Below are 25,348 nucleotides of genomic sequence, written 5' to 3'. Positions count from 1 at the left end.
ACCCGTGCGGGCAGCCGCGCGGGTGGCGCTATTTTGCCTTCCCGCAGAGGGTGATGACCCGGGCGTCAGCTTGCAGCCAGTGAACCTCCGCTATCTCATCATCAATTTGCATCCGCAGCGTTCCTTCCTTTATATACGTCAACCGCATACGCAGAAAATCCATCCCGGACTGGCGGGAGAGGGGGAGCGCCTTAAACCCGCTCTCTTTCGCCGAGAACGCCAGCGTCAGCGCCAGCGCAAAGGGCAGGCCGCTGGCCGTCAGCAGCGTTTTTTCCGCAGCGTTGATAATGCTGCCTTCGAGCTCCGCCGCCAGCACCGGCGTAAAGCAGCGCTCAATATCAATCCCCACCGGTCGGGATGAGACCACCGCCAGGGCGCTGTTTTCGCAGTGGCTGATGCTGCCGAACCACGGCGCGGGCCACAGCGGCTGGCGCCGCTCACCGGGGGGCGGGGGCGTTTTTTCGCCGACTTCGCGCAGGGCGTGAACGGCGGCGATGCGTCCGGCAAGATGCTCGGCCTGGCGCTTGCGGCCGCCTGCGGCGAGCAGGGCGTGGTGGGGCAGCCACAGCAGATCCGCGGGCTGGAAGCTGGCAGGGTCGAAATCGATCCGCTGGATAAGATGTCCGGCAAGTAAAAGGGTGCTGTGACGTGTCTGCATGACAGGATGTTAACCGATTTCCCGGCCGCCCTCTATGGCTGGAGGGCGGCGGGATTCAGGCGAGCAATCAGAAGTGAGTGTTGATGCCCATATACCAGGTACGGCCCGATTCGTTATAGGTTTCGGCGCCCGCGCCGTACATATAGCCGGTGGCTCCGCCGGTAGTTTGGGCGTTGCCCGCGCGCCAGTGGCGCTTATCGAAGACGTTATCCACGCCGCCGGTCAGGCTGACGTATTTGGTGACGTCCCAGGTCGCGCTCAGGCCGAGGATGCTGTATGGGCTAACCTCGTTCTTCTCGCTGCCGGTGACCGCCTGACCCTTGTAGTTATACTTCTTCGGCTGCTGCTTGCCGTACCAGGTAAAGGTCGACTGCACGGAAACATCGTCGTATACCTGCCAGCTGAGGGTCGAGTTGAGGGTATATTCCGGGATAATTGACAGACGGTCGCCGGTTTCCTTATTCTTACTCTGCAGCATGTAAGTGATGTTGTTGGTCCAGTTAACGGTCTCGCTAACCGGCACGTTTAACGTACCTTCCAGTCCCTCAACCACCGCTTTCGGCACGTTCTCCCATTTGTACAGGTCGGTACCTGCCGCGTTTTGGTAGACCGGAGAATAGCCCGCTTCAATTTTGTTGCGGTAGTCGTTACGGAACCAGGTCGCGCCCGCCAGCCAGCCGTCGTGCTTGAACTCAAGCCCAATCTCTTTGTTGATGCTGGTTTCCGCCTTCAGATCTTCGTTACCCTGCAAGTAGCAGCCGGCATTGCTGGCGTAGCAGCCCTGACCCCTACTGTACAGAATGTAGTTCGGGTTGGTCTGGTACAGGCTCGGCGCTTTATAGGCGCGGGCAATACCCATCTTCAGGGTAAAGTCGTCCCCCAGGCCCTGGGACAGGTTCAGCGACGGGCTCCAGTTATTGCCGACGATGCTGTGGTGATCGAAACGTAGCGCCGGAGTCAGCATGGTAGAGTCGGTCACTTCCATATTGTTCTCGGCGAACAGCGAGAAGATTTCCGCTTTTGAATATGGGCTACGGCCAGTGCTATCGTAGCCTGGAATCGTTCCGCCCATTAAGGTTTGGGTATTAGAGGCGTTATCCTTCATCCGCTGCTGGTTCCATTCGGTCCCCAGGGTCAGGTTCTGATTGACCAGCAGGTCGAACGGCAGGTTCACTTCGCTGTGCAGCATCACGTCGGAAAGGTCGGTATCGGAGAACAGGTTGCTGTTGAAGATACCTTCCGTACCCCCGGCCAGGCCTTCGCCCTTACGCGAGTTGCGGGTGTGCTCGTACTGCGCCCAGTTGCTGGTGGTGATGCCGTTATCCCAGCCTCCGTTCCAGGTGACGGAGTAGGTATTGCGGTACAGGCGGTTGGTCTCTTTACCGTAGTTCTCTTTCACCAGGTCGTTGGTGTTGGTGTTCTGCGTGTCGCCTGCGTAGAGGTTGCCCTGGCGGCTGTAGCCCGACTCAAACTCCAGCGACTGCATCGGCGCGAAGTCCCAGCGCACGACGCCGTTGATGTTTTTATTCTCGACCCCTTCGCGCCCGGCCGGCAGGGTATCGGAGTAGATTCCGGTACGCTCGGACTGATGTCCCTGGTTGATATCCCAGGCGTCGGCCTGCGTTTTATCGAGGTTGCCGTACAGGCGGAAGCTGAAATCGCCGCCCATCGGGCCGCTGAGGTTAAAGTCGGTGCGCTTGGTGGAGCCCTCGTCTTTATGCTCAGGGGCGTTCATGTAGGCATTCCATGAACCGTGCCACTCGTTGCCACCTTTTTTGGTGATGATATTGACCACGCCGCCCGCCGCGCCGTTGCCGTAACGTGCCGCCGCCGGGCCGCGAATGACCTCAATGCGCTCGATAAGCTCCGGCGGCACCCAGCTGGTATCGCCGCGGGTATCGCGCTCGCCGCGCCAGCCGAGACGAATGGAGTTACGGCTGGTGACCGGCTTACCGTCAATCAGGATCAGGGTATTTTCCGGGCCCATGCCGCGAATATCAATCTGGCGGTTGTTGCCGCGCTGGCCGCTGGTGGAGTTGCCGGTCAGGTTAACCCCCGGCATAGTGCGGATAATTTCTGAGACATCGCGAGCCGGTGGACGTTTACGAATTTCATCGGCGGTGATGGTGGAGACGCCGGGAGCCTGCAGGTTCTGCTCCGCTGCGGTAACCACCATGGTCTCTTCGGCGGCCGTTTTTTTGCTGTTTGTGGTCTCTTCCGCGCACAGCGGGAGGGCAACACCATAAATTCCCAGATTGACCAGCAAGGCCAGGGATTTGATCCTGTTATTCATTTTATTAAATCCTGCTGTCTGTCGCCGCTTTCCCCAAAGGCCTTTTCCCACCGGGAGAGGTGACGGCATACACAAATGTTGCCAGTAGAGGACAAATGCCCGTCATCTCTGACATGTTTTTAGTTAGAAGTTACTCGTACCTACGCGCGGTAATACGCTATTGCAAATGCAAATTGTTATCAATAATATTATCAACAAAATATTGCGTTTATTGATAAATATCACGATAAACATAGGGTTATTGAATGCTCAAGACAGGAAGCGATGGCTGGTGGCAGAGCCTTACCGGCCCGCAGTCAGAGGCATCTGGCGATGCGTACCGGGTGACGTTCTGGTGGCGGGACCCGGCGGGCAGCGAGGCCACTTCGGCGACGCGGCGGGTGTGGATTTACATCACCGGCGTCACCGACCACCACAAAAATTCCGTCCCACAAACCCTGCGGCGCGTCCCGGGCACCGATGCCTGGCAATGGCAGACCACGCTCGCGTCGACCTGGCGCGGCAGCTACTGTTTTATCCCCTCCGAACGCGATGACGACTTTGCTCCCGAGATTTTTAACGGCGATGCGCCGGACCGCACGCTGCTGCGCGAGGGCTGGCGACGCCTGCTGCCGCGCGCGGTAGCCGATCCGCTCAACCCGCAAAGCTGGAAGGGCGGGCGCGGCCACGCGGTCTCGGCGCTGGAGCTCCCGCAGGCGCCGGAACAGCCTGGCTGGGCGCTGCGTGATGAAAACTATGCTCCGCCGGTCTGCATCCAGTGGCGCAGCGCGCGGCTTGGCAACAGCCGTCGGGTATGGATTTATGCCACCGGCGACGGCGCGGCGGAAGAGCGCCCGCTGGCGGTGCTGCTGGACGGCCAGTTCTGGGCCGAGAGCATGCCGATATGGTCGCCGCTGGCCGGACTTACCCGCGAGGGCCGGCTGCCGGCGGCGGTGTATCTGCTGATCGACGTGATTGATAACGCGCACCGCGGCCGCGAGCTGCCGTGCAATCGCGATTTTTGGCTGCGCGCTCAGCCAGTCCGGCTCCTACTGGTGGCCGCACCGCGGCGGCGCGCAGGATGGCGTGCTGATTGAAGGCCTGAGTTCGGGCGAGCTGCGCGCCGACGGGCTGCTGGTCTGGCTCGAAGCCGGCGAGCGGGAGCCCCTTATTCTCCGCGCGAATCAGGCGCTTTTAGCCCTGCTGCAGCGGTCGGAAGGGACGGTGTTCTGGCGTCAGGTTGACGGCGGACACGATGCGCTGTGCTGGCGCGGCGGGCTGACGGCGGGACTGATTCAGCTGTGGCAATCGACAGAATCCGCCCCTTTGGAACCCAATCATTGATCATGCGCGAGGGCTGCCGAGGCGGCCAGCAGGATAGCGAGTATTAACAGGAGTTTGAAATGCAATTCAGTAACCCCTTCGATAATCCGCAAGGGCAGTTTTACATTCTGCGTAACGAGCTGCAGCAGTACAGTCTGTGGCCCCATCACTGCGCGCTGCCGGAGGGCTGGACGGTAGAGTGTCCGCCGCAGTCGCTGGAAGCGTGCAATGCCTGGCTGGCGGCGAACTGGTCAACCCTCACCCCCGCGCACTACGCGTCCTAAGGAGCCGATGATGACCACTCGTTTACCGCTGGTTGCCGCGCAGCCGGGGATCTGGATGGCGGAGCGGCTGTCTACGCTGCCCGGGGCCTGGAGCGTCGCTCACTACGTCGAACTCAGCGGCAGCCTCGATCCGGCGCTGCTCGGCCGGGCGATCGTCGCCGGCCTGCGTCAGGCCGATACGCTAAGCCTGCGCTTTTGCGAAGATAACGGCGAAGTCTGGCAGTGGGTTGATGAAGACCGGGTCTTCGACGAACCGCAGTACCACGACCTGCGCGCGGCGGACGATCCGCACGCCGCGGCGCTGGCCATTATGCAGGCCGACCTCGGGCAGAACCTGCGCGTCGATAGCGGAAATTCGCTGGTCTGCCACCAGCTGCTGCGCACGGCGGATAATCGCTGGTACTGGTATCAACGCTATCATCATTTACTCGTCGATGGCTTTAGTTTCCCCGCCATTACCCGCCAGATCGCCGCCATTTACCGCGCCTGGCAGCGCGGCGAGGCGACGCCGGAGTCGCCGTTTACGCCCTTTGCCGAGGTGGTGGAAGAGTATCAGCGCTACTACGGCAGCGACGGCTGGCAGCGGGACAAGCGCTTCTGGCAGGAGCAGCGTCAGGCGCTGCCGGCGCCGGTTTCGCTCTCCGCCGCGCCGCTGGCGGGACGGGCAACCGGTACGGAGATCTGGCGCCTGAAGCTTGACGCCGACGCCGCGACCTTCAGCCGCCTCGCCGCCGGCGCCCCGCAGTGTCAGCGCGCCGATCTGGCGCTGGCGCTGACCGCGCTGTGGCTGGGGCGCCTGTGCGGGCGGATGGACTATGCCGCCGGCTTTATCTTTATGCGCCGCATGGGATCGGCGGCGCTGACCGCGACCGGGCCGGTGCTTAACGTCCTGCCGCTGGCGATAAATATCGATGCCGGGGAAACCCTGGCCGAGCTGGCGCTGCGCCTCGCCGGGCAGCTGAAAAAAATGCGCCGCCACCAGCGCTATGACGCGGAGCAAATCGTCCGCGACAGCGGCAAGGCCGCCGGCGATGAGCCGCTGTTTGGCCCGGTATTAAATATCAAAGTCTTTGATTACGTCCTCGATATCGACGGCGTGCAGGCGGTAACGCACACCCTGGCGACCGGCCCGGTTAACGATCTTGAGCTGGCGCTGTTCCCGGACGAAGCCGGCGGCCTGTCGCTGGAAGTGCTGGCCAATAAGCAGCGCTACGATGAGGCCACGCTGCGCGCGCACGTTGAGCGCCTCTCCGCGCTGCTGGCCCAGTTTGCCGCCGACCCGGCGCTGCGCTGCGGCGAAGCGAATATGCTATCCGCGCGGGAAACGCAGCGGCTGGCGGAAATCAATAATACCGGCATCGCGCTGCCCGCTACGACGCTGAGCGCGCTGGTCGCGGAGCAGGCGATGAAGACCCCGGACGCCCCCGCGCTGGCGGACGCCAGCTGGCAGTTCAGCTACCGCGAAATGCGCCAGCAGGTGGTGGCGCTGGCCGAGGTGCTGCGCGCGCGCGGGGTTAAGCCCGGCGATAGCGTGGCGGTGGCGCTGCCGCGTTCGGTATTCCTCACCCTCGCGCTGCACGCCATCGTTGAAGCGGGCGCCGCCTGGCTGCCGCTCGATACCGGCTACCCTGACGATCGCCTGCGCATGATGCTCGAAGACGCGCGCCCGACGCTGCTGCTGACCTCCGACGATCAGCTGGCGCGCTTTAGCGATATTCCCGGGCTCGCCAGCCTGTGCTATCAGCAGCCGCTGGCGGCGGGGGATGGCGCGCCGCTGGCGCTCTCCGCGCCGGAGCACACCGCCTATATCATCTTTACCTCCGGCTCCACCGGACGCCCGAAAGGGGTGATGGTGGGGCAGACCGCGATCGTCAACCGCCTGCTGTGGATGCAAAATCACTATCCGCTCGGCGCCGATGACGTGGTGGCGCAGAAAACGCCGTGCAGCTTTGACGTCTCGGTGTGGGAGTTCTGGTGGCCGTTTATCGCCGGCGCCCGGCTGGTGATGGCGGAGCCCGAAGCGCATCGCGACCCGCTGGCGATGCAGCACTTCTTCGCCCGCTACGGCGTAACCACGACCCACTTTGTGCCGTCGATGCTGACGGCGTTCGTCGCTTCGCTCGACGCGGAAAACGTCGCCGCCTGCCACACGCTGCGGCGGGTCTTCTGCAGCGGCGAAGCGCTGCCGACCGGGCTGTGCCGCGAATGGGAGACCCTGACCGGCGTGGCGCTGCATAACCTCTACGGCCCGACCGAAGCGGCGGTGGACGTCAGCTGGTATCCGGCCTGCAGCGCGGAGCTGGCGGCGGTAACCGGCAGCAGCGTGCCGATCGGCTGGCCGGTATGGAACACCGGATTACGCATTCTTGACGCGACTATGCGTCCGGTGCCGCCCGGCGTCGCCGGCGATCTGTATCTCACCGGCATCCAGCTGGCGCAGGGCTATCTCGGCCGACCGGACCTGACCGCCAGCCGCTTTATTGCCGATCCGTTTAGCGCCGGCGAGCGCATGTACCGTACCGGGGACGTGGCGCGCTGGCTCGATAACGGGGCGGTGGAGTATCTGGGGCGCAGCGACGATCAGCTGAAAATTCGCGGCCAGCGCATTGAGCTCGGCGAAATAGACCGCGTTATGGCGGCGCTGCCGGACGTAGCCCAGGCGGTCACCCACGCCTGCGTCTTTAATCAGGCGGCGGCCACCGGCGGCGATGCCCGCCAGCTGGTCGGTTACCTGGTCTCTGAGTCCGGGCTACCGCTGGATACCGCGGCGCTGAAGGCGCGCCTCGGCGAACAGCTGCCGCCACATATGGTGCCGGTGGTGCTGATCCAGCTGCCGGCGCTGCCGCTGAGCGCTAACGGCAAGCTGGATCGTAAAGCGCTGCCGCTGCCCACGCTAAGCCAGGAACGCCGAGGCCGGCCGCCGGAGTCAGAGAGCGAGCGCGCGGTTGCCGAGGCGTTCAGCCAGCTGCTGGGCTGCGAAGTGAACGACATCGAAGCCGATTTCTTTGCCCTTGGCGGCCACTCGCTGCTGGCGATGCGCCTGGCGGCGCAGCTGAGCCGCCGCTTTGCGCGCCAGGTGACGCCGGGACAGGTAATGGTCGCCTCGACGGTCGGCCAGCTGAGCGCGCTGCTGGCCTCCGATCTGAGCGACGAGCAGGCGCAGCGCCTGGGCTTTGATGCGCTTTTACCCCTGCGTAAAAGCGACGGCCCGACGCTGTTCTGCTTCCATCCGGCCTCCGGCTTTGCCTGGCAGTTCAGCGTGCTGGCGCGCTATCTCAACCCGCGCTGGTCAATCACCGGCATTCAGTCGCCGCGCCCGGAAGGGCCGATGGCGAGCGCCGCCAGCCTGGATGAAGTCTGCGAGTCTCATCTGCAAACTTTACTGGCGCAGCAGCCGCATGGGCCGTACTACCTGTTTGGTTATTCCCTCGGCGGCACCCTGGCGCAGGGGATTGCCGCGCGCCTGCGCCAGCGCGGCGAAGCGGTAGCGTTCCTAGGGCTGCTGGATACCTGGCCGCCGGAGTCGCAAAACTGGGCGGAAAAAGAGGCCAACGGTCTCGACCCGGAGGTGCTGGCGGAAATTGACCGCGAGCGGGAGGCGTTCCTCGCCGCCCAGCAGGGACAGCCGTCCGGCGAGCTGTTTAGCACCATCGAGGGCAACTACGCCGACGCGGTGCGCCTGCTGACCACCGCGCACAGCGCGAAGTTCGACGGCAAGGCGACCCTGTTCGTGGCGGAAAAAACGCGCCAGCCGGGGATGGACCCGCAGGCGCTGTGGGGGCCGTGGGTCGGCGAGCTGGAGGTCTTCAGCCAGGCGTGCGCGCACGTGGAGATCATCTCGCCCCAGGCCTTTGAGTCAATAGGTCCGGTGGTGCGGGAGATTCTGGGATAGGTCGAGCGTCGTCCGGAGTTTATCCGGGCGACCCCGGCGTATAGCCCAGCAGCCCCGGTAGGCGTCGCGCGTACCGGGGCTTTTTTGTGCTTTAGCCTGGGAGAGAAGGGGAGGCTAGCGGCGGCCCAGCGGCACCACCAGCGGCGTGTGGGCGACCGGATCGTCGATGATGGTGCAGCGCAGGCCGTAAATCCGCTCGATAAGCCCGGCGGTGACGATCTCTTTCGGCGCCCCTTCGGCGATAATTTTGCCATCGCGCAGGGCGATCAGATGGGTGGCGTAGCGGCAGGCCTGGTTGAGGTCGTGCAGCACCGCCGCCAGGGTATAGCCCTTCTCGCGATTCAGCTCGCTCAGCAGCTCCAGGAGATCTATCTGATGGCTGATATCCAGCCAGGTCGTCGGCTCGTCGAGCAGCATGATGGCGGTTTCCTGCGCCAGCACCATCGCAATCCACGCGCGCTGGCGCTGGCCGCCGGAGAGCGTGTCAACGCTCTGCTGCGCAAGGTCGGTGATACCGGTGGCCTTCATCGCCCGATTGACCGCGTCTTCATCTTCTTTACGCCAGCGGGTGAACAGCGGCTGATGCGGATAGCGGCCGCGGGCGACCAGCTCCTGGACGGTAATATCGCCCGGAGTGGTGGCGTTTTGCGCCAGCAGGCCGATGCGCCTGGCGACGTCCTTGCTGGCGTAGCGCTGGATCTGCTCGCCGTCGAGGTAAACATGGCCGCTGGTCGGGGTCATCAGGCGGCTGAGGGTGCGCAGCAGCGTCGATTTTCCGCAGCCGTTGGGGCCAATAATGGCGGTGAAGTGGCCGTCGGGAATGGTCACGTTCAGCGATTCGGCGATGATCTTTTTGCCGTATGCGAGGGTCAACTGGTCGCCGCGCAAACGGGAGGTGACTGCAGTCATTTTTTGCGGGACTCCTGAATTAACAGTGCGATGAGATAGATACCGCCGATGCTGACGGTGACGACTCCCACCGGTAGCTGATAGGGCATAAACAGGCGCTGGGAGCCGTAGTCGGCCAGCGCCAGCAGCAGCGCGCTGCACAGCGCCGACTGGGTCAGACCCCAGCGCGCGGTGCCGCTGAGGCGGCGGGCAATATGCGGAGCCACCAGCGCAATAAAGGAGATCGGGCCCGCCAGCGCGGTGGCGGCGGCGGTCAGCACCACCCCTACCAGCATCAGCAGCAGGCGCGAGCGCTCGACCCGCACGCCCAGCGCGCAGGCGGTGTCGTCACCCATTTCCAGCAGGCGCATACGCCGCGCCAGCAGCGCGCTGCAGGCCAGCATCAGCACAATAAGCGGCGCCGACGGCCAGGTTTTACTCCACGTCAGCCCGTTGAGCGAGCCGGCGTTCCAGAGCCCGGCGGAGAGCGCGGTCTCCAGCGACGCGCGCAGCAGCAGCCAGGTATTGAACGCCACCAGCATCGCGCGGATGCCGATGCCGATAATAATCAGGCGGAAGGTTTCAATCCCGTTGCGCCAGGCCAGCAGCCAGACCAGCAGGGCGGTCAGCACGCCGCCGGCCGTCGCCGCCAGCGCGATAGCCGTCAGGTTCTGGCCAAAGATCACCATCGCCACCAGCACTCCGCTCCACGCGCCGGTGTTGAAGCCCATGACGTCCGGGCTGCCCAGCGGGTTGCGCATCAGCGACTGAAAAATCGCGCCGCTGACGCCCAGCCCGGCGCCGATCAGCAGCGCCATCAGCACCCGCGGCAGCCGCCATTCGGTAACGACCATGGTAATATTACGCGGCGCATCGCCCAGCAGCGCGGAGATAACCTGCTCCACCCGCAGCGGCACCAGGCCGCTGCCGAGCCCCCAGAGGGAAACCAGCACGCTGGCGACGATCAGGATAAAGCAGCTGAGCAGCAAACGACGGGCAGGGGCGATCACATGGCACCTCCGCGCGGCTGACGACGCACCAGCCAGATCAGCACCGGGGCGCCGATAAAGGCGCTGACCACCGAGACCCGCAGCTCACCGGGCACCAGCAGGCGGCCAAGGACGTCGGCAAATAGCAGCAGCGCCGGGGTAGCCAGCAGGGTGACCGGCAGCGACCAGCGGTGGTCGGCGCCCACCAGCCAGCGCGCCATGTGCGGCATCATCAGGCCGATAAAGGCGATGGGGCCGACCACCGCCGTGGCGCTGCCGCACAGGACGGTTATCGCCAGCAGGCCGATAAACTGCGTGCGCGCCACCCGGCTGCCGAGGGCGGTGGCGGTATCGCTGCCGAGGCTCAGGCTGTTCAGCGCCCGGCTGAGCAGCAGCGTGACGGCGCCGGCGATCAGCACCGGGATCAGGACGATTTTAAGCGTTTGCAGAGTACGGATATCCAGCGAGCCGGCCTGCCAGAAGCGCAGCTGGTCGTAAACGTCGGGGTTAAGCAGCGCGATGCCGTTAGAGAGACCTTCGAGCACCGCCGCCAGCGCGACGCCGGCCAGGGTCAGGCGCACCGGGCTCAGCTGGCCTCCGCCCTGGCTGCCGGTGAAGGCTACCAGCAGCGAGGCGGCAAAGGCGCCGCAAAAGGCCATCAGCAGCTGCTCCTGCGGTGAATGAATGCCGAACAGCGCGGCGCCCAGCACGATCGCGAAGCTGGCGCCGGAGTTGACGCCCAGAATGCCGGGGTCGGCCAGCGGATTGCGGGTGAGGGTCTGCATCAGCGCCCCCGCCAGGCCCAGCGCGACGCCGGCGAGCAGCCCGGCAAGGGTGCGCGGCAGGCGGGCATCGAGCACGATGGTGCAGTCAGCGCTCTGACAGGCGCCGCTAAAGGCATCCACAACGACGTTGAGTGGCAGAGGTTTGGCGCCGACCAGCAGGCTGAGCGCAATCGCCACGGCTAAAACCAGCAGCAGACCAGGCACGGCAACGGCGCGCACCGTGGTCGTAGAAAACGACATAGTTCACATCCCTGACATGATAACGATAGTAATTATCGTTATCGATTCTATTCAGTTATGTTAGCATGGCGGCCCCTAAGAGTGGTATACGCAAATCATTCGGGATGCGTCGCGACGGCAGGGGCGCAAGCCTCCGGGCGCTAGCCCACGGCGCCACCCGGGCGCAGAGTCAATCCGCCCGCCATGGCCCAGGGCGTCGCTATGCGCGGCGTTCGGTCGCCGCCGGCTCATTGGTAGCCCGCCGTATGACGAGTATCGATGGAAAATAATAACAAGGTGTTGTAATGAACCGACAATCCCGTCTGCTGGACCTGAGCCTGCTGAAAACGCATCCGGCGTTTCGCGCCGTCTTTATCGCCCGCTTTATCTCTATTCTCTCGCTCGGCCTGCTGGGCGTTGCCATCCCGGTACAAATCCAGATGATGACCCACTCCACCCTGCAGGTCGGCCTCTCGGTCACTCTGACCGGCGGTTCGATGTTTGTCGGGCTGATGGTGGGGGGCGTGCTAGCGGATCGCTACGAGCGTAAGCGTCTGATCCTGCTGGCGCGCGGTACCTGCGGGATCGGTTTTGTCGGCCTGTGCCTAAACGCGCTGCTGCCCGAGCCTTCGCTGATCGCCATCTATCTGCTGGGCATCTGGGACGGCTTCTTTGCCTCGCTGGGCGTGACGGCGCTGCTGGCGGCAACCCCCGCGCTGGTCGGGCGGGAAAATCTGATGCAGGCCGGGGCGATTACCATGCTGACGGTGCGCCTGGGCTCGGTGATTTCGCCGATGATCGGCGGCCTGTTGCTGGCGACCGGCGGCGTGGCCTGGAACTACGGCCTGGCGGCGGCCGGAACCTTTATCACCACCCTGACGCTGCTGCGTTTACCGCAGCTCCCGCCGCCGCCGCAGCCGCGCGAGCATCCGCTGAAGTCGCTGCTGGCGGGGGTTAAGTTCCTCTTTAATAGCCCGCTGATTGGCGGTATCGCGCTGCTCGGCGGCCTGCTGACGATGGCGAGCGCGGTGCGCGTGCTCTATCCGGCGCTGGCCGAAGGCTGGCGGATGTCGGCCTCGCAGATTGGCCTGTTGTACGCCGCGATCCCGCTGGGCGCCGCTCTCGGGGCGCTCACCAGCGGCCGGCTGGCGCAGACCGCCAGGCCGGGCGCGCTGATGCTGGCCACCACCGTCGGCTCCTTTATTGCCATCGCGCTGTTTAGCCTGATGCCGCTGTGGCAGCTGGGCGCGCTGTGCCTGGCGCTGTTTGGCTGGCTGAGCGCCATCAGCTCTCTGCTGCAGTACACCCTGATTCAAACCCAGACGCCGGAAGCGATGCTCGGGCGCATTAACGGCCTGTGGACCGCGCAGAACGTTACCGGCGATGCCGTTGGCGCCGCGCTGCTGGGCGGCCTCGGTGTGATGATGACCCCGGTCGCGTCGGCAAGCGCCAGCGGCTGGGTGCTGGTTATCGTCGGGGCGATCCTGATTGGGCTGCTGAGCGAACTACGCCGTTTTCAGCGCCCGGAGACGGTGAGCGAAAGTTGATTGGCTTCCCGGCCGGGCATGGCGCCGGCCGGGAACGGGGTTTAGCCGAATAAGGCTGAGAGGCGCTGCAGCACCAGCATGGCGCTGTAGTAGTCGAGACGGAACGTTTCGGTGCCCAGCGGATAGACGCGTTTGGCTGCGACCGCAGGCAGGTGGGCGAGCAGCGGATTGGCGTAAATCGCCTTAGCGTCCTTCTCGTCGCCGGCGAACAGGAACAGGCTTTGGCCATTGAGGCCGGCGGCTAAATTCTCCCCGCCGAGCTGGATGATATCGTGGCGTTTACCCTGGCTCTGGCTGGCGTGCAGCCCGGTGGGCAGGGTGGCCAGCGTAAAGCCCAGCTGTTCGAGCATCTGGCCCTGGGCCGATTCCGGCGTCCACAGATTGGCGCTATGGGCCGCGGCGGTATACACCAGCGCGCTGACCGGCTGCGGCGGCAGCTTCATCTGCTGCTTCAGCGCCGCCAGCTGTTTATCAAATTCGGCAATGCGCGCCGCGGCCTGCTTCTCCTGGCCGGTAATCTCCCCGAGCTGGGTGAGCAGCGCCTGCCAGCTCTTATCGTCGTAGTTGATGATAAGCGTCGGCGCAATAGTAGAAAGCTGATCGTAGAGCGCCAGCGCGGAATCGCCGCCGGTGGCGCTAATCAGGATCAGGTCCGGCATCTGAGCGGCCACGGCTTCGGCGCTCGGTTCGCCGATATAGAGCCGCGCCAGCTTACGATCCCGGGCGACGCTGCTCCACTGGCGCAGGAATCCCTGCCCATCGGCCACGCGGTTATTCGGCGTAGTGGCTCCGCTGGCCACCACCGGGGCGTCAATCGCCAGCAGCGAGCCGGTGAGGGTGACGCTGGTGGAAACGATGCGCAGCGGCCGGTGCTCGAGGGTGTGCGCGCCGCGGCTGTCGGCGATCTGACGCGGCCAGTCGGCGGCGAATGCTGAGGTCATTCCTAAACAGGCCAGCCCGCAGGCCAGCAGAGTACGGCGGCACAAAGTGGAGAAATTCACGAATTTGTATCCTGAATGAGTTGGAATAAATGCGTCTCATTTTCAGCTTTGTGCCGTAGGGATGCAAGCCTAAGTAGCACAACATGCTGTTTGTACGGTTGACATGCAGAGCAATACCTTTTAGGTTAGCCAACCAAAATATAAATGATAATTATTCTTAATATCTTTATCGTTTTTTTGGAGGATGATATGGAAACGTCACTGGCCGAGGATGTACGGGAGCAAAACATGACTCTGGCACCAGAAAGCTTCTTCTTTATGTCGCCGTACCGCAGTTTTAGCACTTCGGGCTGTTTCAGGCGCTTCTCTCATTCCGCCGCCGACGGCGAGGCCCTGACCGGCGAATTCCAGCAGCAAATGTCCGCCGCGTTCCGGGAGGCGAAGGCCGCCGGGATCGACAAGCCGGTGATGGTCGGCGCGATCCCCTTTGATACCCGCCAGCCGTCCGAACTGTTTATTCCCGAGCGCTGGGAAACCTTCTCCCGCACCGGCAAGCAGCGCTCCGCGCGCTACGCGTCGGGCCAGGCGGCGATGGACGTGGTGGCGCGCCGGGAGATCCCCGAGCAGGACGCCTTTATGGCGATGGTTGAACGCGCCGCCGCGCTGACCGCCACGCCGGAAGTCGATAAGGTCGTGCTGTCGCGCCTGATCGATATCACCACCCGCGAACGTGCGGACAGCGGTGCGCTGCTGGAGCGCCTGATTGCGCAAAACCCCGCCAGCTATAACTTCCACGTGCCGCTCTCGGACGGTGGCGTGCTGCTCGGCGCCAGCCCGGAGCTGCTGCTGCGGAAAGAGGGCGATAGCTTTAGCTCTCTGCCGCTGGCGGGATCGGCCCGGCGCCAGCCGGACGATGTGCTGGATCGCGAAGCCGGCAATAAGCTGCTGGCATCCGGCAAAGATCGCCACGAGCACGAGCTGGTGACCCAGGCGATGAAAGCGGTGCTCGTGCCGCGCTGCCGCGAGCTGTTGCTGCCGGACTCTCCGCAGCTGATCACCACCCCAACTTTATGGCACCTGGCGACGCCTATCGCCGGGACCGCCGCGGCCGGGGAAAACGCCATGTCGCTGGCCTGCCTGCTGCATCCGACGCCGGCCCTCAGCGGTTTCCCGCACCAGGCCGCCACCCGCCTGATTCGCGAACTGGAACCGTTCGATCGCCAGCTGTTCGGCGGCATCGTAGGCTGGTGCGATGACGAAGGCAACGGCGAGTGGGTGGTGACCATTCGCTGCGCCCGCCTGCAGCAGAACACGCTGCGCCTGTTTGCCGGCGCGGGGATCGTTCCGGCCTCCTCTCCGCTGGGGGAGTGGCGCGAAACCGGCGTTAAACTGACCACTATGCTGAACGTGTTCGGCTTGTATTAAGAGGCGATGATGATTGCATTTAACCGCTGGCCGGAAAGTTTTGCCGCCCGCTACCGTGAAAAAGGCTACTGGCAGGATCGGCCGTTAACCGAGCTGATTACTCGTCACGCGGCGAGCGATGCCGTGGCGATTATCGACGGCGAAGTTCAGTACAGCTATCGCCAGTTCAACCAGCGGGTGGATAATCTAGCCTGCTCCCTGCAGGGGATGGGGCTCAAGCGCGGGGAAACCGCGCTGGTGCAGCTGGGCAACGTCGCCGAATTCTACATCACCTTCTTTGCGCTGCTGCGCATCGGCGTGGCGCCGGTCAACGCGCTGTTTAGCCATCAGCGCAGCGAGCTCAACGCCTACGCCACGCAGATTGAGCCCGCGCTGCTGGTGGCCGACCGCCAACATGCGCTGTTTGCCGACGATAGCTTCCTCAACGGATTTATCGAGCAGCATCCGTCGGTGCGGGTGGCGCTGCTGCGCGGCGATGGCGGCGAGTATGACCTGGCCGCGGCGATCGCCGAGCCGGCCAATGGCTTCATCGCGAACCCGACGCCTGCCGATGAGGTGGCGTTTTTCCAGCTCTCCGGCGGCAGCACCGGTACGCCGAAGCTTATCCCGCGCACCCACAACGATTACGAATACAGCATTCGCCGCAGCAATGAAATTTGCGCGATTAGCGCCGATACGCGCTATCTCAACGCGCTGCCGGCGGCGCACAACTACGCGCTGAGCTCGCCGGGATCGCTGGGGGTGTTTCTGGCCGGTGGCCGGGTGATCCTTGCCGCCGACCCGAGCGCCACGCTCTGCTTCCCGCTGATTGAAAAGCATCAGATCAACGTCGCCGCGCTGGTGCCGCCGGCGGTCAGCCTGTGGCTGCAGGCGATCCACGAATGGGGCGGCAACGCCCAGCTGCGGTCGCTGCGGCTGCTGCAGGTCGGCGGAGCGCGCCTGTCCGCGACGCTCGCCGCGCGCATTCCGGCGGAGATTGGCTGCCAGCTGCAGCAGGTCTTCGGCATGGCGGAAGGGCTGGTGAACTACACCCGCCTCAACGATAGCCCGGAACGCATTATCAATACCCAGGGCTGCCCGATGAGCCCCGACGACGAAGTGTGGGTCGCCGATGCCGAAGGCAACCCGCTGCCGCGCGGCGAAGTCGGCCGCCTGATGACCCGCGGGCCCTACACCTTCCGCGGCTACTATAGAAGCCCGCAGCATAATCTGGAGGCGTTTGACGCCGACGGCTTCTACTGCTCCGGCGATCTGATCTCGATCGACGAAGACGGCTATATCACCGTACAGGGGCGTGAGAAAGATCAGATCAACCGCGGCGGGGAGAAGATCGCCGCGGAAGAGATTGAAAACCTGCTGCTGCGCCACCCGGCGACGATCCATGCCGCGCTGGTGAGCATGGAGGATAGCCTGCTGGGCGAGAAAAGCTGCGCGTACCTGGTGGTCAAAGAGCCGCTGCGCGCGGTCGCGGTCCGCCGCTTCCTGCGCGAGCAGGGCGTGGCCGAATTTAAGCTGCCGGATCGGGTGGAGTGCGTGGACGCGCTGCCGCTGACGCCGGTGGGCAAAGTCGATAAAAAACAATTACGTCAGTGGCTGGCTGAACGCAAGCTGGGCTGAAGGAGAAGACAGAATGGCCATTCCTCAATTACAGGCTTATGCGCTGCCGGAAGCCAGCGATATCCCGGCGAACAAAGTGAGCTGGGCCTTTGAGCCGTCCCGCGCCGCGCTGCTTATCCACGATATGCAGGAGTATTTCCTCAACTTCTGGGGTGAAGACAGCGCGATGATGGCGAAAGTGGTCGCCAACGTTGCCGCTCTGCGCGATTTCTGCAAGCAGCACGCTATTCCGGTGTTTTACACCGCGCAGCCGAAAGAGCAGAGCGACGAAGACCGCGCCCTGTTGAACGATATGTGGGGGCCGGGCCTGACCCGCTCGCCGGAGCAGCAGCGGGTGATTGCCGCCCTGGCGCCGGATGAAAACGACACCGTGCTGGTGAAGTGGCGCTACAGCGCGTTCCACCGTTCGCCGCTGGAAGAGATGCTGAAAGAGGCCGGACGCGACCAGCTGATCGTCACCGGCGTCTATGCCCATATCGGCTGCATGACGACAGCGACCGACGCTTTTATGCGCGATATCAAGCCGTTCTTCGTGGCCGACGCGCTGGCGGACTTTAGCCGCGAAGAGCATCTGATGGCGCTGAAATACGTCGCCGGACGCTGCGGCCGGGTGGTGATGACCGAAGAGCTGCTGCCGCTGCCGGCATCAAAGGGGGCGCTGCGGGCGCTGATCCTGCCGCTGCTCGACGAGTCGGACGAACCGATGGATGACGAAAACCTCATCGACTATGGCCTGGACTCGGTGCGCATGATGGCGCTAGCCGCGCGCTGGCGCAAAGTGCACGGCGATATCGACTTCGTGATGCTGGCGAAAAATCCGTCGATTGACGCCTGGTGGGCGCTGCTCTCCCGCGAGGTGAAATAATGGCCGCGCTCGATTTTCAGGGCCAGACCGTATGGGTGACCGGAGCGGGTAAGGGCATCGGCTACGCCACTGCGCTGGCCTTCGTCGAGGCCGGGGCGCAGGTCACCGGTTTTGACCTCGCGTTCGCGGGCGAAAGCTATCCGTTCGCCACCGAGACGCTGGACGTCTCCGACGCACCGCAGGTGGCAGAGGTGTGCGGGCGCCTGCTGAACGGTATTGAGCGTCTCGACGTGCTGGTTAATGCGGCCGGTATTTTACGCATGGGCGCCACCGACGCGCTGAGCGTGGAAGAGTGGCAGCAGACCTTCGCCGTTAACGTCGGCGGCGCGTTTAACCTCTTCCAGCAGACGATGGCCCAGTTCCGTCGCCAGCGGGGCGGGGCGATCGTCACCGTGGCGTCTGACGCCGCCCATACGCCGCGCATCGGCATGAGCGCCTACGGCGCATCGAAGGCGGCGCTGAAGAGCCTGGCGCTGACCGTCGGACTCGAGCTGGCGGGCAGCGGGGTGCGCTGTAACCTCGTTTCGCCGGGCTCGACAGACACCGATATGCAGCGCACGCTGTGGGTCAGCGATGACGCCGAGCAGCAGCGCATTCGCGGTTTTGGCGAGCAGTTCAAGCTCGGCATTCCGCTGGGCAAGATCGCCCGGCCGCAGGAGATCGCCAGCACCATTTTGTTCCTCGCCTCCCATCACGCCAGCCATATCACGCTGCAGGATATCGTGGTCGACGGCGGCTCGACGCTGGGGGCATAGATGGCCTGGAAACGTCAGCTGACGCTGGAGGCTCTTAACGCCACCAGCGCGAATACGATGGTGGCCCATTTGGGCATTGTCTATACCCGGCTGGAAGAGGGGCTGCTGGAGGCCGAAATGCCGGTCGACGCCCGCACCCATCAGCCCTTTGGCCTGCTGCACGGCGGCGCGTCGGCGGCGCTGGCGGAGACGCTGGGGTCGATGGCCGGCTGGCTGATGACCGAAGAGGGCCAGTGCGTGGTCGGCACCGAGCTGAACGCCACCCACCATCGGGCGGTCTCCAGCGGTAAAGTCCGCGGCGAGTGCCGTCCTCTGCACCTCGGCCGCCAGGGGCAAAGCTGGGAAATCGCCGTCTTCGACGAGCGCGGACGGCGCTGCTGCACCTGCCGCCTGGGCACCGCGGTGCTCGGCTAGCTCTCCATCGTCCCCCGGCTCGCGCCGCGTCCCGTCCCGGCTACGGTTTTATTTCTGTAGCCTGACCGGGCGCAGCGCGGGCGTCTTTCTGACGCCGCTGTTTTCATCCATTTTCCTGCCAGAAGTGATCTCGCTAGCAATGTGAGATAAATCCCTGCCTTCGGGCGACATCTCCAGGGTTTCTACGTTGTTAAAATCTGCGTTGTGTTCTAGAAACAAAATGTAACAGATTGATTACCCTACCCGTGGAACCCGATAATGAATAATTCAGGGAAATACCTCATCTGGGCACTGCTATCCGTCATCGGAGCCTTTGCCCTCGGCTACATAGCCTTAAACCGCGGCGAACAGATTAATGCGCTATGGATTGTCGTAGCGGCGGTCTGTATCTATCTGATTGCCTATCGCTTCTATGGCCTCTATATCGCCAAAAACGTGCTGGCGGTTGACCCGACGCGGATGACGCCCGCGGTGCGGCATAACGACGGCCTCGACTACGTTCCGACCGATAAAAAAGTGCTGTTCGGTCACCATTTTGCGGCCATTGCCGGCGCGGGGCCGCTGGTCGGGCCGGTGCTGGCGGCGCAGATGGGCTACCTGCCGGGGATGATCTGGCTCCTCGCCGGCGTGGTGCTGGCCGGCGCGGTGCAGGACTTTATGGTGCTGTTCGTCTCGACCCGCCGCGACGGCCGCTCGCTCGGCGAGCTGGTGAAAGAGGAGATGGGGCCTACCGCCGGGGTGCTGGCGCTGGTGGCCTGCTTTATGATCATGGTGATCATCCTCGCGGTGCTGGCGATGATCGTGGTGAAAGCGCTGACCCACAGCCCGTGGGGGACCTATACCGTCGCCTTCACCATCCCGCTGGCGATTTTTATGGGGATCTACATTCGCTATCTGCGTCCTGGGCGCATTGGCGAAGTGTCGGTGATTGGCCTGGTGCTGCTGGTGTTTGCCATCGTCTCCGGCGGATGGGTCGCCGAAAGCGCGACCTGGGCGCCGTGGTTTGACTACACCGGCGTGCAGCTGACCTGGATTCTGGTGGGCTACGGCTTTATCGCCTCGGTGCTGCCGGTGTGGCTGCTGCTGGCCCCGCGCGACTACCTCTCGACCTTCCTGAAAATCGGCACCATCGTCGGGCTGGCGATCGGTATCCTGATTATGCGCCCGACGCTAACCATGCCGGCGCTGACCAAATTTATTGACGGCACCGGCCCGGTGTGGAGCGGCAGCCTGTTCCCGTTCCTGTTTATCACCATCGCCTGCGGCGCCGTGTCGGGCTTCCACGCGCTGATCGCTTCCGGCACCACGCCGAAAATGCTGGCCAACGAAGGCCAGGCCTGCTTTATCGGCTATGGCGGCATGCTGATGGAATCCTTCGTCGCCATTATGGCGCTGGTGGCGGCCTGCGTGATCGACCCCGGCGTCTACTTCGCGATGAACAGCCCGATGGCGGTGCTGGCGCCGGCCGGAACCACCGACGTGGTGGCGTCCGCAGCGCAGGTGGTCAGCGGTTGGGGCTTTAGCATCACTCCGGATACGCTGCGCCAGATAGCCAGCGAGGTCGGCGAACAGTCGATTATCTCGCGTGCCGGCGGCGCGCCGACGCTGGCGGTCGGGATGGCCTACATCCTGCACGGTTCGCTGGGCGGCCTGATGGATGTCGCCTTCTGGTATCACTTCGCCATTCTGTTTGAGGCGCTGTTTATTCTGACGGCGGTGGATGCCGGCACCCGCGCGGCGCGCTTTATGCTGCAGGATCTGCTCGGCGTGATAAGCCCGGGGCTGAAGAGAACCAGCTCGCTGCCGGCGAACCTGCTGGCGACGGCGCTGTGCGTGCTGGCGTGGGGCTACTTCCTGCACCAGGGGGTGGTGGACCCGCTCGGTGGGATTAACACCCTGTGGCCGCTGTTCGGTATCGCCAACCAGATGCTGGCGGGGATGGCGCTGATGCTCTGCGCGGTGGTACTGTTTAAAATGAAGCGTCAGCGCTATGCGTGGGTCGCGCTGCTGCCCACGTCGTGGCTGCTGATTTGTACCCTGACCGCCGGCTGGCAGAAGTCGTTCAGCCCGGATACCAAGGTCGGCTTCCTGGCCATCGCCAATAAGTTCCAGGCGATGATCGACAGCGGCGCCATCCCGCCGCAGTACAGCGAATCCCAGCTGGCGCAGCTGGTCTTTAACAACCGTCTGGATGCCGGTCTGACCATCTTCTTTATGGTGGTGGTCGTGGTGCTGGCGCTGTTCTCAATCAAAACCGCGCTGGCGGCGCTGAAAGAGGAGCGGCCAACGGCCAAAGAGACGCCGTACGAACCGATGCCCGCCGACGCTGAGACCCTGGTAACCCAGGCGAGACGCGCGCATTAGCGAGCCGGTTTTTGTTAGCCCAATCCTCTCCCGCAAGGGAGAGGATGATGTGAGAGATGAAAATGTTCGATAGCCTTTCGAAAGCAGGAAAATACTTAGGCCAGGCGGCAAAAATGATGATTGGCGTGCCTGATTACGATAACTACGTCGAGCATATTCGCCAGACTCATCCTGAGCAGACGCCGATGACCTACGAAGAGTTCTTCCGCGAGCGTCAGGACGCGCGCTATGGCGGCAAGGGCGGCGCGAAGTGCTGCTAGGCCGCTCCCTCAGTCGTTAAGCCCCTTATCTATGCCGGCCCGCCGCTGGAAACCTCTCCGACGGCTGGGCCTTTCTCACGCTTTCCCGCGCTCAGTGTACCTGCCGATGGAAATTTTCCACTTTCTCAAAGGCGGCCGTCAGGGTCTGCGGGGTCAGCTCCACCGGCAGGAAGTGGATCGACTCCACCGGACGTAGCGTATGGGCAATCACCTTCTCCAGCTCGGCCCGATTGCGGATGTCCACGTCGAGCTCGGCGAGGGTGGTGGGCAGGTTAAAGCGCTGATATGCGCTCACCAGCTGGGCTAAAACCTCGTCCTGGCCGAGCAGGGCGCTCTGTACCAGAATGCCGTAGGCGACCTTAGTGCCGTGGAGAAATTTATCCGTCTGCGGCAGCACCGTCAGGCCGTTGTGCACCGCGTGGGCGGCGGCAACCCGGGTATAGCGCTCGCCGAGGCCGCCGACCATCCCGCCGCCGGCGATAATCGCATCGATAACATCCCGCAGCGGCTGGGTCAGCTCGCCGCGCCGCCGGTCGGCGAGCGCCGTTTCGCTGCTCTCCAGCAGGACGTCGCGGATCGCCAGCGCGCCGTTAATCCCGAGGCGCACGGTCAGCGGCAGGGTTTCCGGCCGCGGCGCCAGCACCACCGCCTCATACCATTTCGCCAGCGTATCGCCGATCCCCGCCAGCAGATACTCCTGCGGCGCGTTGAGGATGATCTTCGGCTCCACCAGCACCAGGAAGTTGGCGTCGTCGAAAATTTCAAAGTGCAGCGCCTGGCCGGCGTCGTTGTACCACACCGACAGCGGAGTCCACGCCGCGCAGGTAGCGGCGATAGTCGGGATCGCCACTATCGGTAGCGCAAGCCGTCTGGCCACCGCCTTGGCGGTATCCAGCAGCGCACCGCCGCCGACGCCAATCACCACCGAGCGCTCTTCACCCGCCTCGTGAACCAGCCGGGCGACGTCGCTTTCGCTGCAGTGGCCCTTAAAGAGGATCTTTTTGGCTCCCGGCGCGCTAAAGGCCGCGGGTAAAAAGGGCTCCGCGCCGGCTATGGCCCGCTCGCCGTAGATCCACAGCGCCCGGGAAAGCTGCTCTGCGCTGTAAAAATCATGCAGCCGCGTGAGGCTGCCGGGATGGGAGAAGTAGTTGGCGGGGCCGGGGACCACGCGGATATCGCTGTTGCTCATAGAAGCTGCCCTTATTGTCGTTTCGCTAACCTGATGTTATGTCTGGACATCCGGATGGCTAATATTATTTCGTTTTATCTTATGCCTTTTACGCAGTTGTCAGTCAAGGACGGCTGTGAAAAATTCATTAAATCAGAATATTAATCGTAAAGGGTAGCAGGGGATGACAGCCAATCGCCTCGAGATGCACAACATTAACCTGGCCTTTTCCGGCTTTCGGGCGCTGAACAACGTGGCGTTTTCCCTCAAGGGGGGAACAGTGCACGCGCTGACCGGCGCCAACGGCGCGGGGAAATCGACGCTGATGGCGGTGCTCTGCGGCACGCACGCCCACTACGAGGGCGAGATTGTCATCAATAATCAGCCGGTCAATATTCGCTCTCCGCGCGACGCAAAGCAGCTTGGCATTCATCTGGTGCAGCAGGAGGTCGACGTGGCGCTGGTTCCGGGACTGAGCATTGCCGAGAACATCATGCTGGACCGGCTGGCGCTGCCGGGTCAGGGCTTTAGCTGGCGGCGGGTTCGCGAGCAGGCCCGGGCCGCGCTGGCCCAGCTGGATATCGCTCTCGACGTGCGGCGCGCTATCGATAGCTGCTCTCTGGCCGAGAAGCAGCAAATCCTGCTGGCGCGGGCCCTGTCGCACCACTGCCGCTTCCTGATCCTTGATGAGCCGACCGCGCCGCTTGATCGCCACGAAAGCGAACGCCTGTTTACCGTGGTGCGCCGCCTGCAACAGCAGGGGATCGGGGTGGTGTTTATCTCGCACCGCATTCACGAGCTGAAGACCATTTGCGACACCTTAACGGTGCTGCGCGACGGGCGGCTGATTGAAAGCGGCCCGATGGCGGAGCTCAGCGGCGAGCAGATCGTAGAAAAAATGCTCGGCCACGAGCTCAGCGATATCTTTCCGCCAAAGCGCCCGCCGCACGGCGAAGAGGTGCTGCTTCAGGTGGAAGGGCTGCACGACGAGGGGCTGCTGCAGGATATCTCTTTGCGCCTGCGTAAGGGCGAAATCCTTGGCATCGCCGGGCTGGCGGGGGCCGGTAAAACCGAGCTGTGCAAGGCGCTGTTCGGTGCCAGCAAAAGCCGCCTGACGCGCGGGGAGCTGAACAGCCAGCCGTGGCGTCCGCGCGATCCGGCGGACTCCGTCACCCGCGGGCTGGCGCTGGTGCCCGAAGAACGGCGCAAAGAGGGGATTTTTATCGAAGAGCCTATCGCCATGAACCTCGCGGTGAGCGCCGATCGCAGCTTTTCGCGCTGGAGCCTGTTTGGCCATCGCCAGGCGTGGCGTTGGGCGGAGGAGGTGGTGGCCCGCATCGGTATTCGCACCACCGGCCCGGGCCAGACGCTGCGTCGCCTCTCCGGCGGCAATCAGCAGAAGGTGGCCATCGGTAAGTGGCTGCGCGGCAGCGCCAACGTGCTGATTTTTGATGAGCCGACCAAAGGCGTCGACGTGAAGGCAAAGACCGACCTGTTCAATTTAATCGACGGACTGGCGCGAGAGGGCAAAGGGGTGATCTACGCCTCGGGCGAATTCTCGGAGCTGGTCGGTTTGTGCGACCGCATTTGCGTGCTGTGGGATGGCCGCATTGTGGCAGAAATAGCGGGCGCAGAGGCCCGCGAAGAGACCCTACTTTATTACTCCACCGGAGGAGCAGCAGCGTGAGCAAGGCCCTGACCGCTACCGCGACGGCATCGAGCCGTCAGCGATTTTTCGATTTTCTCTACAAATGGGGCATGTTGCTGACCGTTGTGCTGCTGATCGCCGTTTTTGGCCTCGCCTCGGATAACTTCCTCGACCCGTTCAACATCGTCAATATCCTGCGCTCGATTGCCATCGTGACGGTGATCGCCATCGGGGTGTCGATTTCGCTCACCATCGGCGGCTTCGACCTGTCGGTCGGCTCGACCGCTTCGCTGGCGAACGCGCTGGTGATTTCGCTGTTCGTCTGGCACGGGTTTGGCACCACCGAGGCGATACTGATCACCCTGGCGCTTTGCACCCTGGTGGGGCTGTTTAACGCCTTTTTAATCGTGGTGCTGCGCATTCCCGACATGCTCGCGACCCTCGCCAGCCTGTTCGTGATTCAGGGCGTGGCGATGACCTACAGCTACGGCGGCTCGATTACCGAGAACATGGTCATGCCGAGCGGCGACATGGCGGAGGGAACCATTCCGGCGGCCTTTGGCGCGCTGGGCCAGGTGCCAACCATCGTTATCGTAATGCTGGTGGTGACGGTTATCGCGCAGCTGGCGCTCTCTTTCACCACCCACGGCCGGCGGATGTACGCCATCGGCGGCAACCCGGAGGCCGCGCGCCTCTCCGGTCTGCGCATCACCCGCTATAAGGTGGCGGCGTACGTTATCGCCTCGCTGCTGGCGGGCCTCGGCGGCATTCTGCTGGCGTCGCGCATCGGCTCCTCCCAGGTCAACGCCGGCGGGGGATATCTGATGGACGCGGTGGCGGCGGCGTGGATCGGCTTCTCGCTGGCGGGTTCGGGCAAACCGAACGCGCTGGGCACGCTGGTGGGGGCGGTGATCCTCGGGGTGCTCTCCAACGGCCTGGTGATGCTCTCGGTGCCGTACTACGCAATGGACATTATTAAAGGGCTGGTGCTGGCTGGCGCGTTAGCACTGACCTATTTTCAGCGCCGCACCTAA

At 63.7% G+C, this 25,348-nt stretch carries 19 protein-coding genes and 1 pseudogene; 13 read left to right on the top strand and 7 right to left on the bottom strand.

All coding sequences use genetic code 11. The features are described from left to right. Positions 1-28: 28 nt before the first annotated feature. Both entD and fepA read right to left on the bottom strand, forming a co-directional pair. Entirely contained in the window at positions 29-658 is a 630-nt protein-coding gene (gene entD / locus AC1M2H_RS20195) for an enterobactin synthase subunit EntD (protein ID WP_480148770.1), read from the bottom strand. Between the two features lie 67 nt (positions 659-725). Continuing rightward, positions 726-2,951, bottom strand: coding sequence for a siderophore enterobactin receptor FepA (gene fepA / locus AC1M2H_RS20190; protein ID WP_480148769.1), 2,226 nt, complete (start codon positions 2,949-2,951; stop codon positions 726-728). A 245-nt stretch (positions 2,952-3,196) separates the two neighbouring features. Here fepA and fes point away from each other — a divergent pair. The 3 genes and pseudogenes from fes (at position 3,197) to entF (ending at position 8,429) form a co-directional block, all read left to right on the top strand. Next, positions 3,197-4,274: pseudogene (gene fes / locus AC1M2H_RS20185) on the top strand (enterochelin esterase). A 59-nt stretch (positions 4,275-4,333) separates the two neighbouring features. Continuing rightward, positions 4,334-4,537, top strand: coding sequence for an MbtH family protein (locus tag AC1M2H_RS20180; protein WP_041144522.1), 204 nt, complete (start codon positions 4,334-4,336; stop codon positions 4,535-4,537). Positions 4,538-4,547: 10 nt separating this feature from the next. Beyond that, positions 4,548-8,429: an enterobactin non-ribosomal peptide synthetase EntF gene (gene entF, locus AC1M2H_RS20175; RefSeq protein ID WP_480148768.1), complete on the top strand. Its 3,882-nt coding sequence runs from the start codon at positions 4,548-4,550 to the stop codon at positions 8,427-8,429. A 114-nt stretch (positions 8,430-8,543) separates the two neighbouring features. On the opposite strand, the gene fepC is transcribed toward entF, so the two are convergent. The 3 genes from fepC to fepD are packed head-to-tail and all read right to left on the bottom strand — an operon-like array spanning position 8,544 to position 11,331. Continuing rightward, positions 8,544-9,338, bottom strand: a complete 795-nt coding sequence (gene fepC / locus AC1M2H_RS20170) for an iron-enterobactin ABC transporter ATP-binding protein (RefSeq protein WP_480148767.1) — start codon at positions 9,336-9,338, stop codon at positions 8,544-8,546. Next, complete coding sequence (gene fepG, locus AC1M2H_RS20165; RefSeq protein ID WP_480148766.1) at positions 9,335-10,327, bottom strand: iron-enterobactin ABC transporter permease; 993 nt, start codon at positions 10,325-10,327, stop codon at positions 9,335-9,337. Before fepG ends, fepC begins: the two co-directional genes overlap by 4 nt. Further along, positions 10,324-11,331: a Fe(3+)-siderophore ABC transporter permease gene (gene fepD, locus AC1M2H_RS20160; RefSeq protein WP_480148765.1), complete on the bottom strand. Its 1,008-nt coding sequence runs from the start codon at positions 11,329-11,331 to the stop codon at positions 10,324-10,326. Before fepD ends, fepG begins: the two co-directional genes overlap by 4 nt. Before the next feature lie 284 nt (positions 11,332-11,615). On the opposite strand from fepD, the gene entS reads away from it, so the two are divergent. Next, entirely contained in the window at positions 11,616-12,857 is a 1,242-nt protein-coding gene (entS, locus tag AC1M2H_RS20155) for an enterobactin transporter EntS (protein ID WP_480148764.1), read from the top strand. A gap of 41 nt (positions 12,858-12,898) precedes the next feature. Here the strand turns inward: entS and fepB are convergent, their stop codons facing one another. Further along, a complete protein-coding gene (gene fepB, locus AC1M2H_RS20150; protein WP_480148763.1) occupies positions 12,899-13,858 on the bottom strand; it encodes a Fe2+-enterobactin ABC transporter substrate-binding protein in 960 nt (319 codons plus the stop codon). A gap of 189 nt (positions 13,859-14,047) precedes the next feature. Here fepB and entC point away from each other — a divergent pair, with 189 nt between their 5' ends. The 7 genes from entC to AC1M2H_RS20115 all read left to right on the top strand — a co-directional run bounded on the left by entC (position 14,048) and on the right by AC1M2H_RS20115 (position 21,498). Further along, on the top strand, positions 14,048-15,223 hold the full coding sequence (entC, locus tag AC1M2H_RS20145; protein ID WP_480148762.1) for an isochorismate synthase EntC: 1,176 nt from the start codon (positions 14,048-14,050) through the stop codon (positions 15,221-15,223). Between the two features lie 9 nt (positions 15,224-15,232). Then, a complete protein-coding gene (gene entE, locus AC1M2H_RS20140) occupies positions 15,233-16,840 on the top strand; it encodes a (2,3-dihydroxybenzoyl)adenylate synthase EntE (protein WP_480151996.1) in 1,608 nt (535 codons plus the stop codon). 13 nt (positions 16,841-16,853) lie between these two features. Then, complete coding sequence (locus AC1M2H_RS20135) at positions 16,854-17,705, top strand: isochorismatase (protein ID WP_480148761.1); 852 nt, start codon at positions 16,854-16,856, stop codon at positions 17,703-17,705. Beyond that, complete coding sequence (gene entA, locus AC1M2H_RS20130) at positions 17,705-18,460, top strand: 2,3-dihydro-2,3-dihydroxybenzoate dehydrogenase EntA (RefSeq protein WP_480148760.1); 756 nt, start codon at positions 17,705-17,707, stop codon at positions 18,458-18,460. Before AC1M2H_RS20135 ends, entA begins: the two co-directional genes overlap by 1 nt. Then, positions 18,461-18,874: a proofreading thioesterase EntH gene (gene entH / locus AC1M2H_RS20125; RefSeq protein WP_045854421.1), complete on the top strand. Its 414-nt coding sequence runs from the start codon at positions 18,461-18,463 to the stop codon at positions 18,872-18,874. It abuts the gene before it with no gap. A gap of 258 nt (positions 18,875-19,132) precedes the next feature. Continuing rightward, positions 19,133-21,238, top strand: a complete 2,106-nt coding sequence (gene cstA, locus AC1M2H_RS20120; RefSeq protein ID WP_480148759.1) for a pyruvate/proton symporter CstA — start codon at positions 19,133-19,135, stop codon at positions 21,236-21,238. A gap of 62 nt (positions 21,239-21,300) precedes the next feature. Next, entirely contained in the window at positions 21,301-21,498 is a 198-nt protein-coding gene (locus AC1M2H_RS20115) for a YbdD/YjiX family protein (RefSeq protein WP_095097970.1), read from the top strand. Between the two features lie 91 nt (positions 21,499-21,589). Here AC1M2H_RS20115 and AC1M2H_RS20110 read toward each other — a convergent pair whose 3' ends face one another. After that, the gene (locus AC1M2H_RS20110) at positions 21,590-22,687 is read right to left on the bottom strand and encodes an oxidoreductase (RefSeq protein ID WP_480148758.1); all 1,098 of its coding nucleotides are present in this window, start codon (positions 22,685-22,687) and stop codon (positions 21,590-21,592) included. A 163-nt stretch (positions 22,688-22,850) separates the two neighbouring features. Between AC1M2H_RS20110 and AC1M2H_RS20105 the strand changes: the two genes are divergently transcribed. Beyond that, complete coding sequence (locus AC1M2H_RS20105) at positions 22,851-24,353, top strand: sugar ABC transporter ATP-binding protein (RefSeq protein WP_480148757.1); 1,503 nt, start codon at positions 22,851-22,853, stop codon at positions 24,351-24,353. After that, positions 24,350-25,348 carry an ABC transporter permease gene (locus AC1M2H_RS20100; RefSeq protein ID WP_480148756.1) on the top strand — a complete coding sequence of 333 codons (999 nt, stop codon included), beginning with the start codon at positions 24,350-24,352 and terminating at the stop codon, positions 25,346-25,348. The genes AC1M2H_RS20105 and AC1M2H_RS20100 overlap by 4 nt, the downstream gene beginning before the upstream one ends.

The organism is Klebsiella sp. F11 (assembly GCF_056712265.1).
This window is presented reverse-complemented; position numbering and strand designations above follow the sequence as displayed.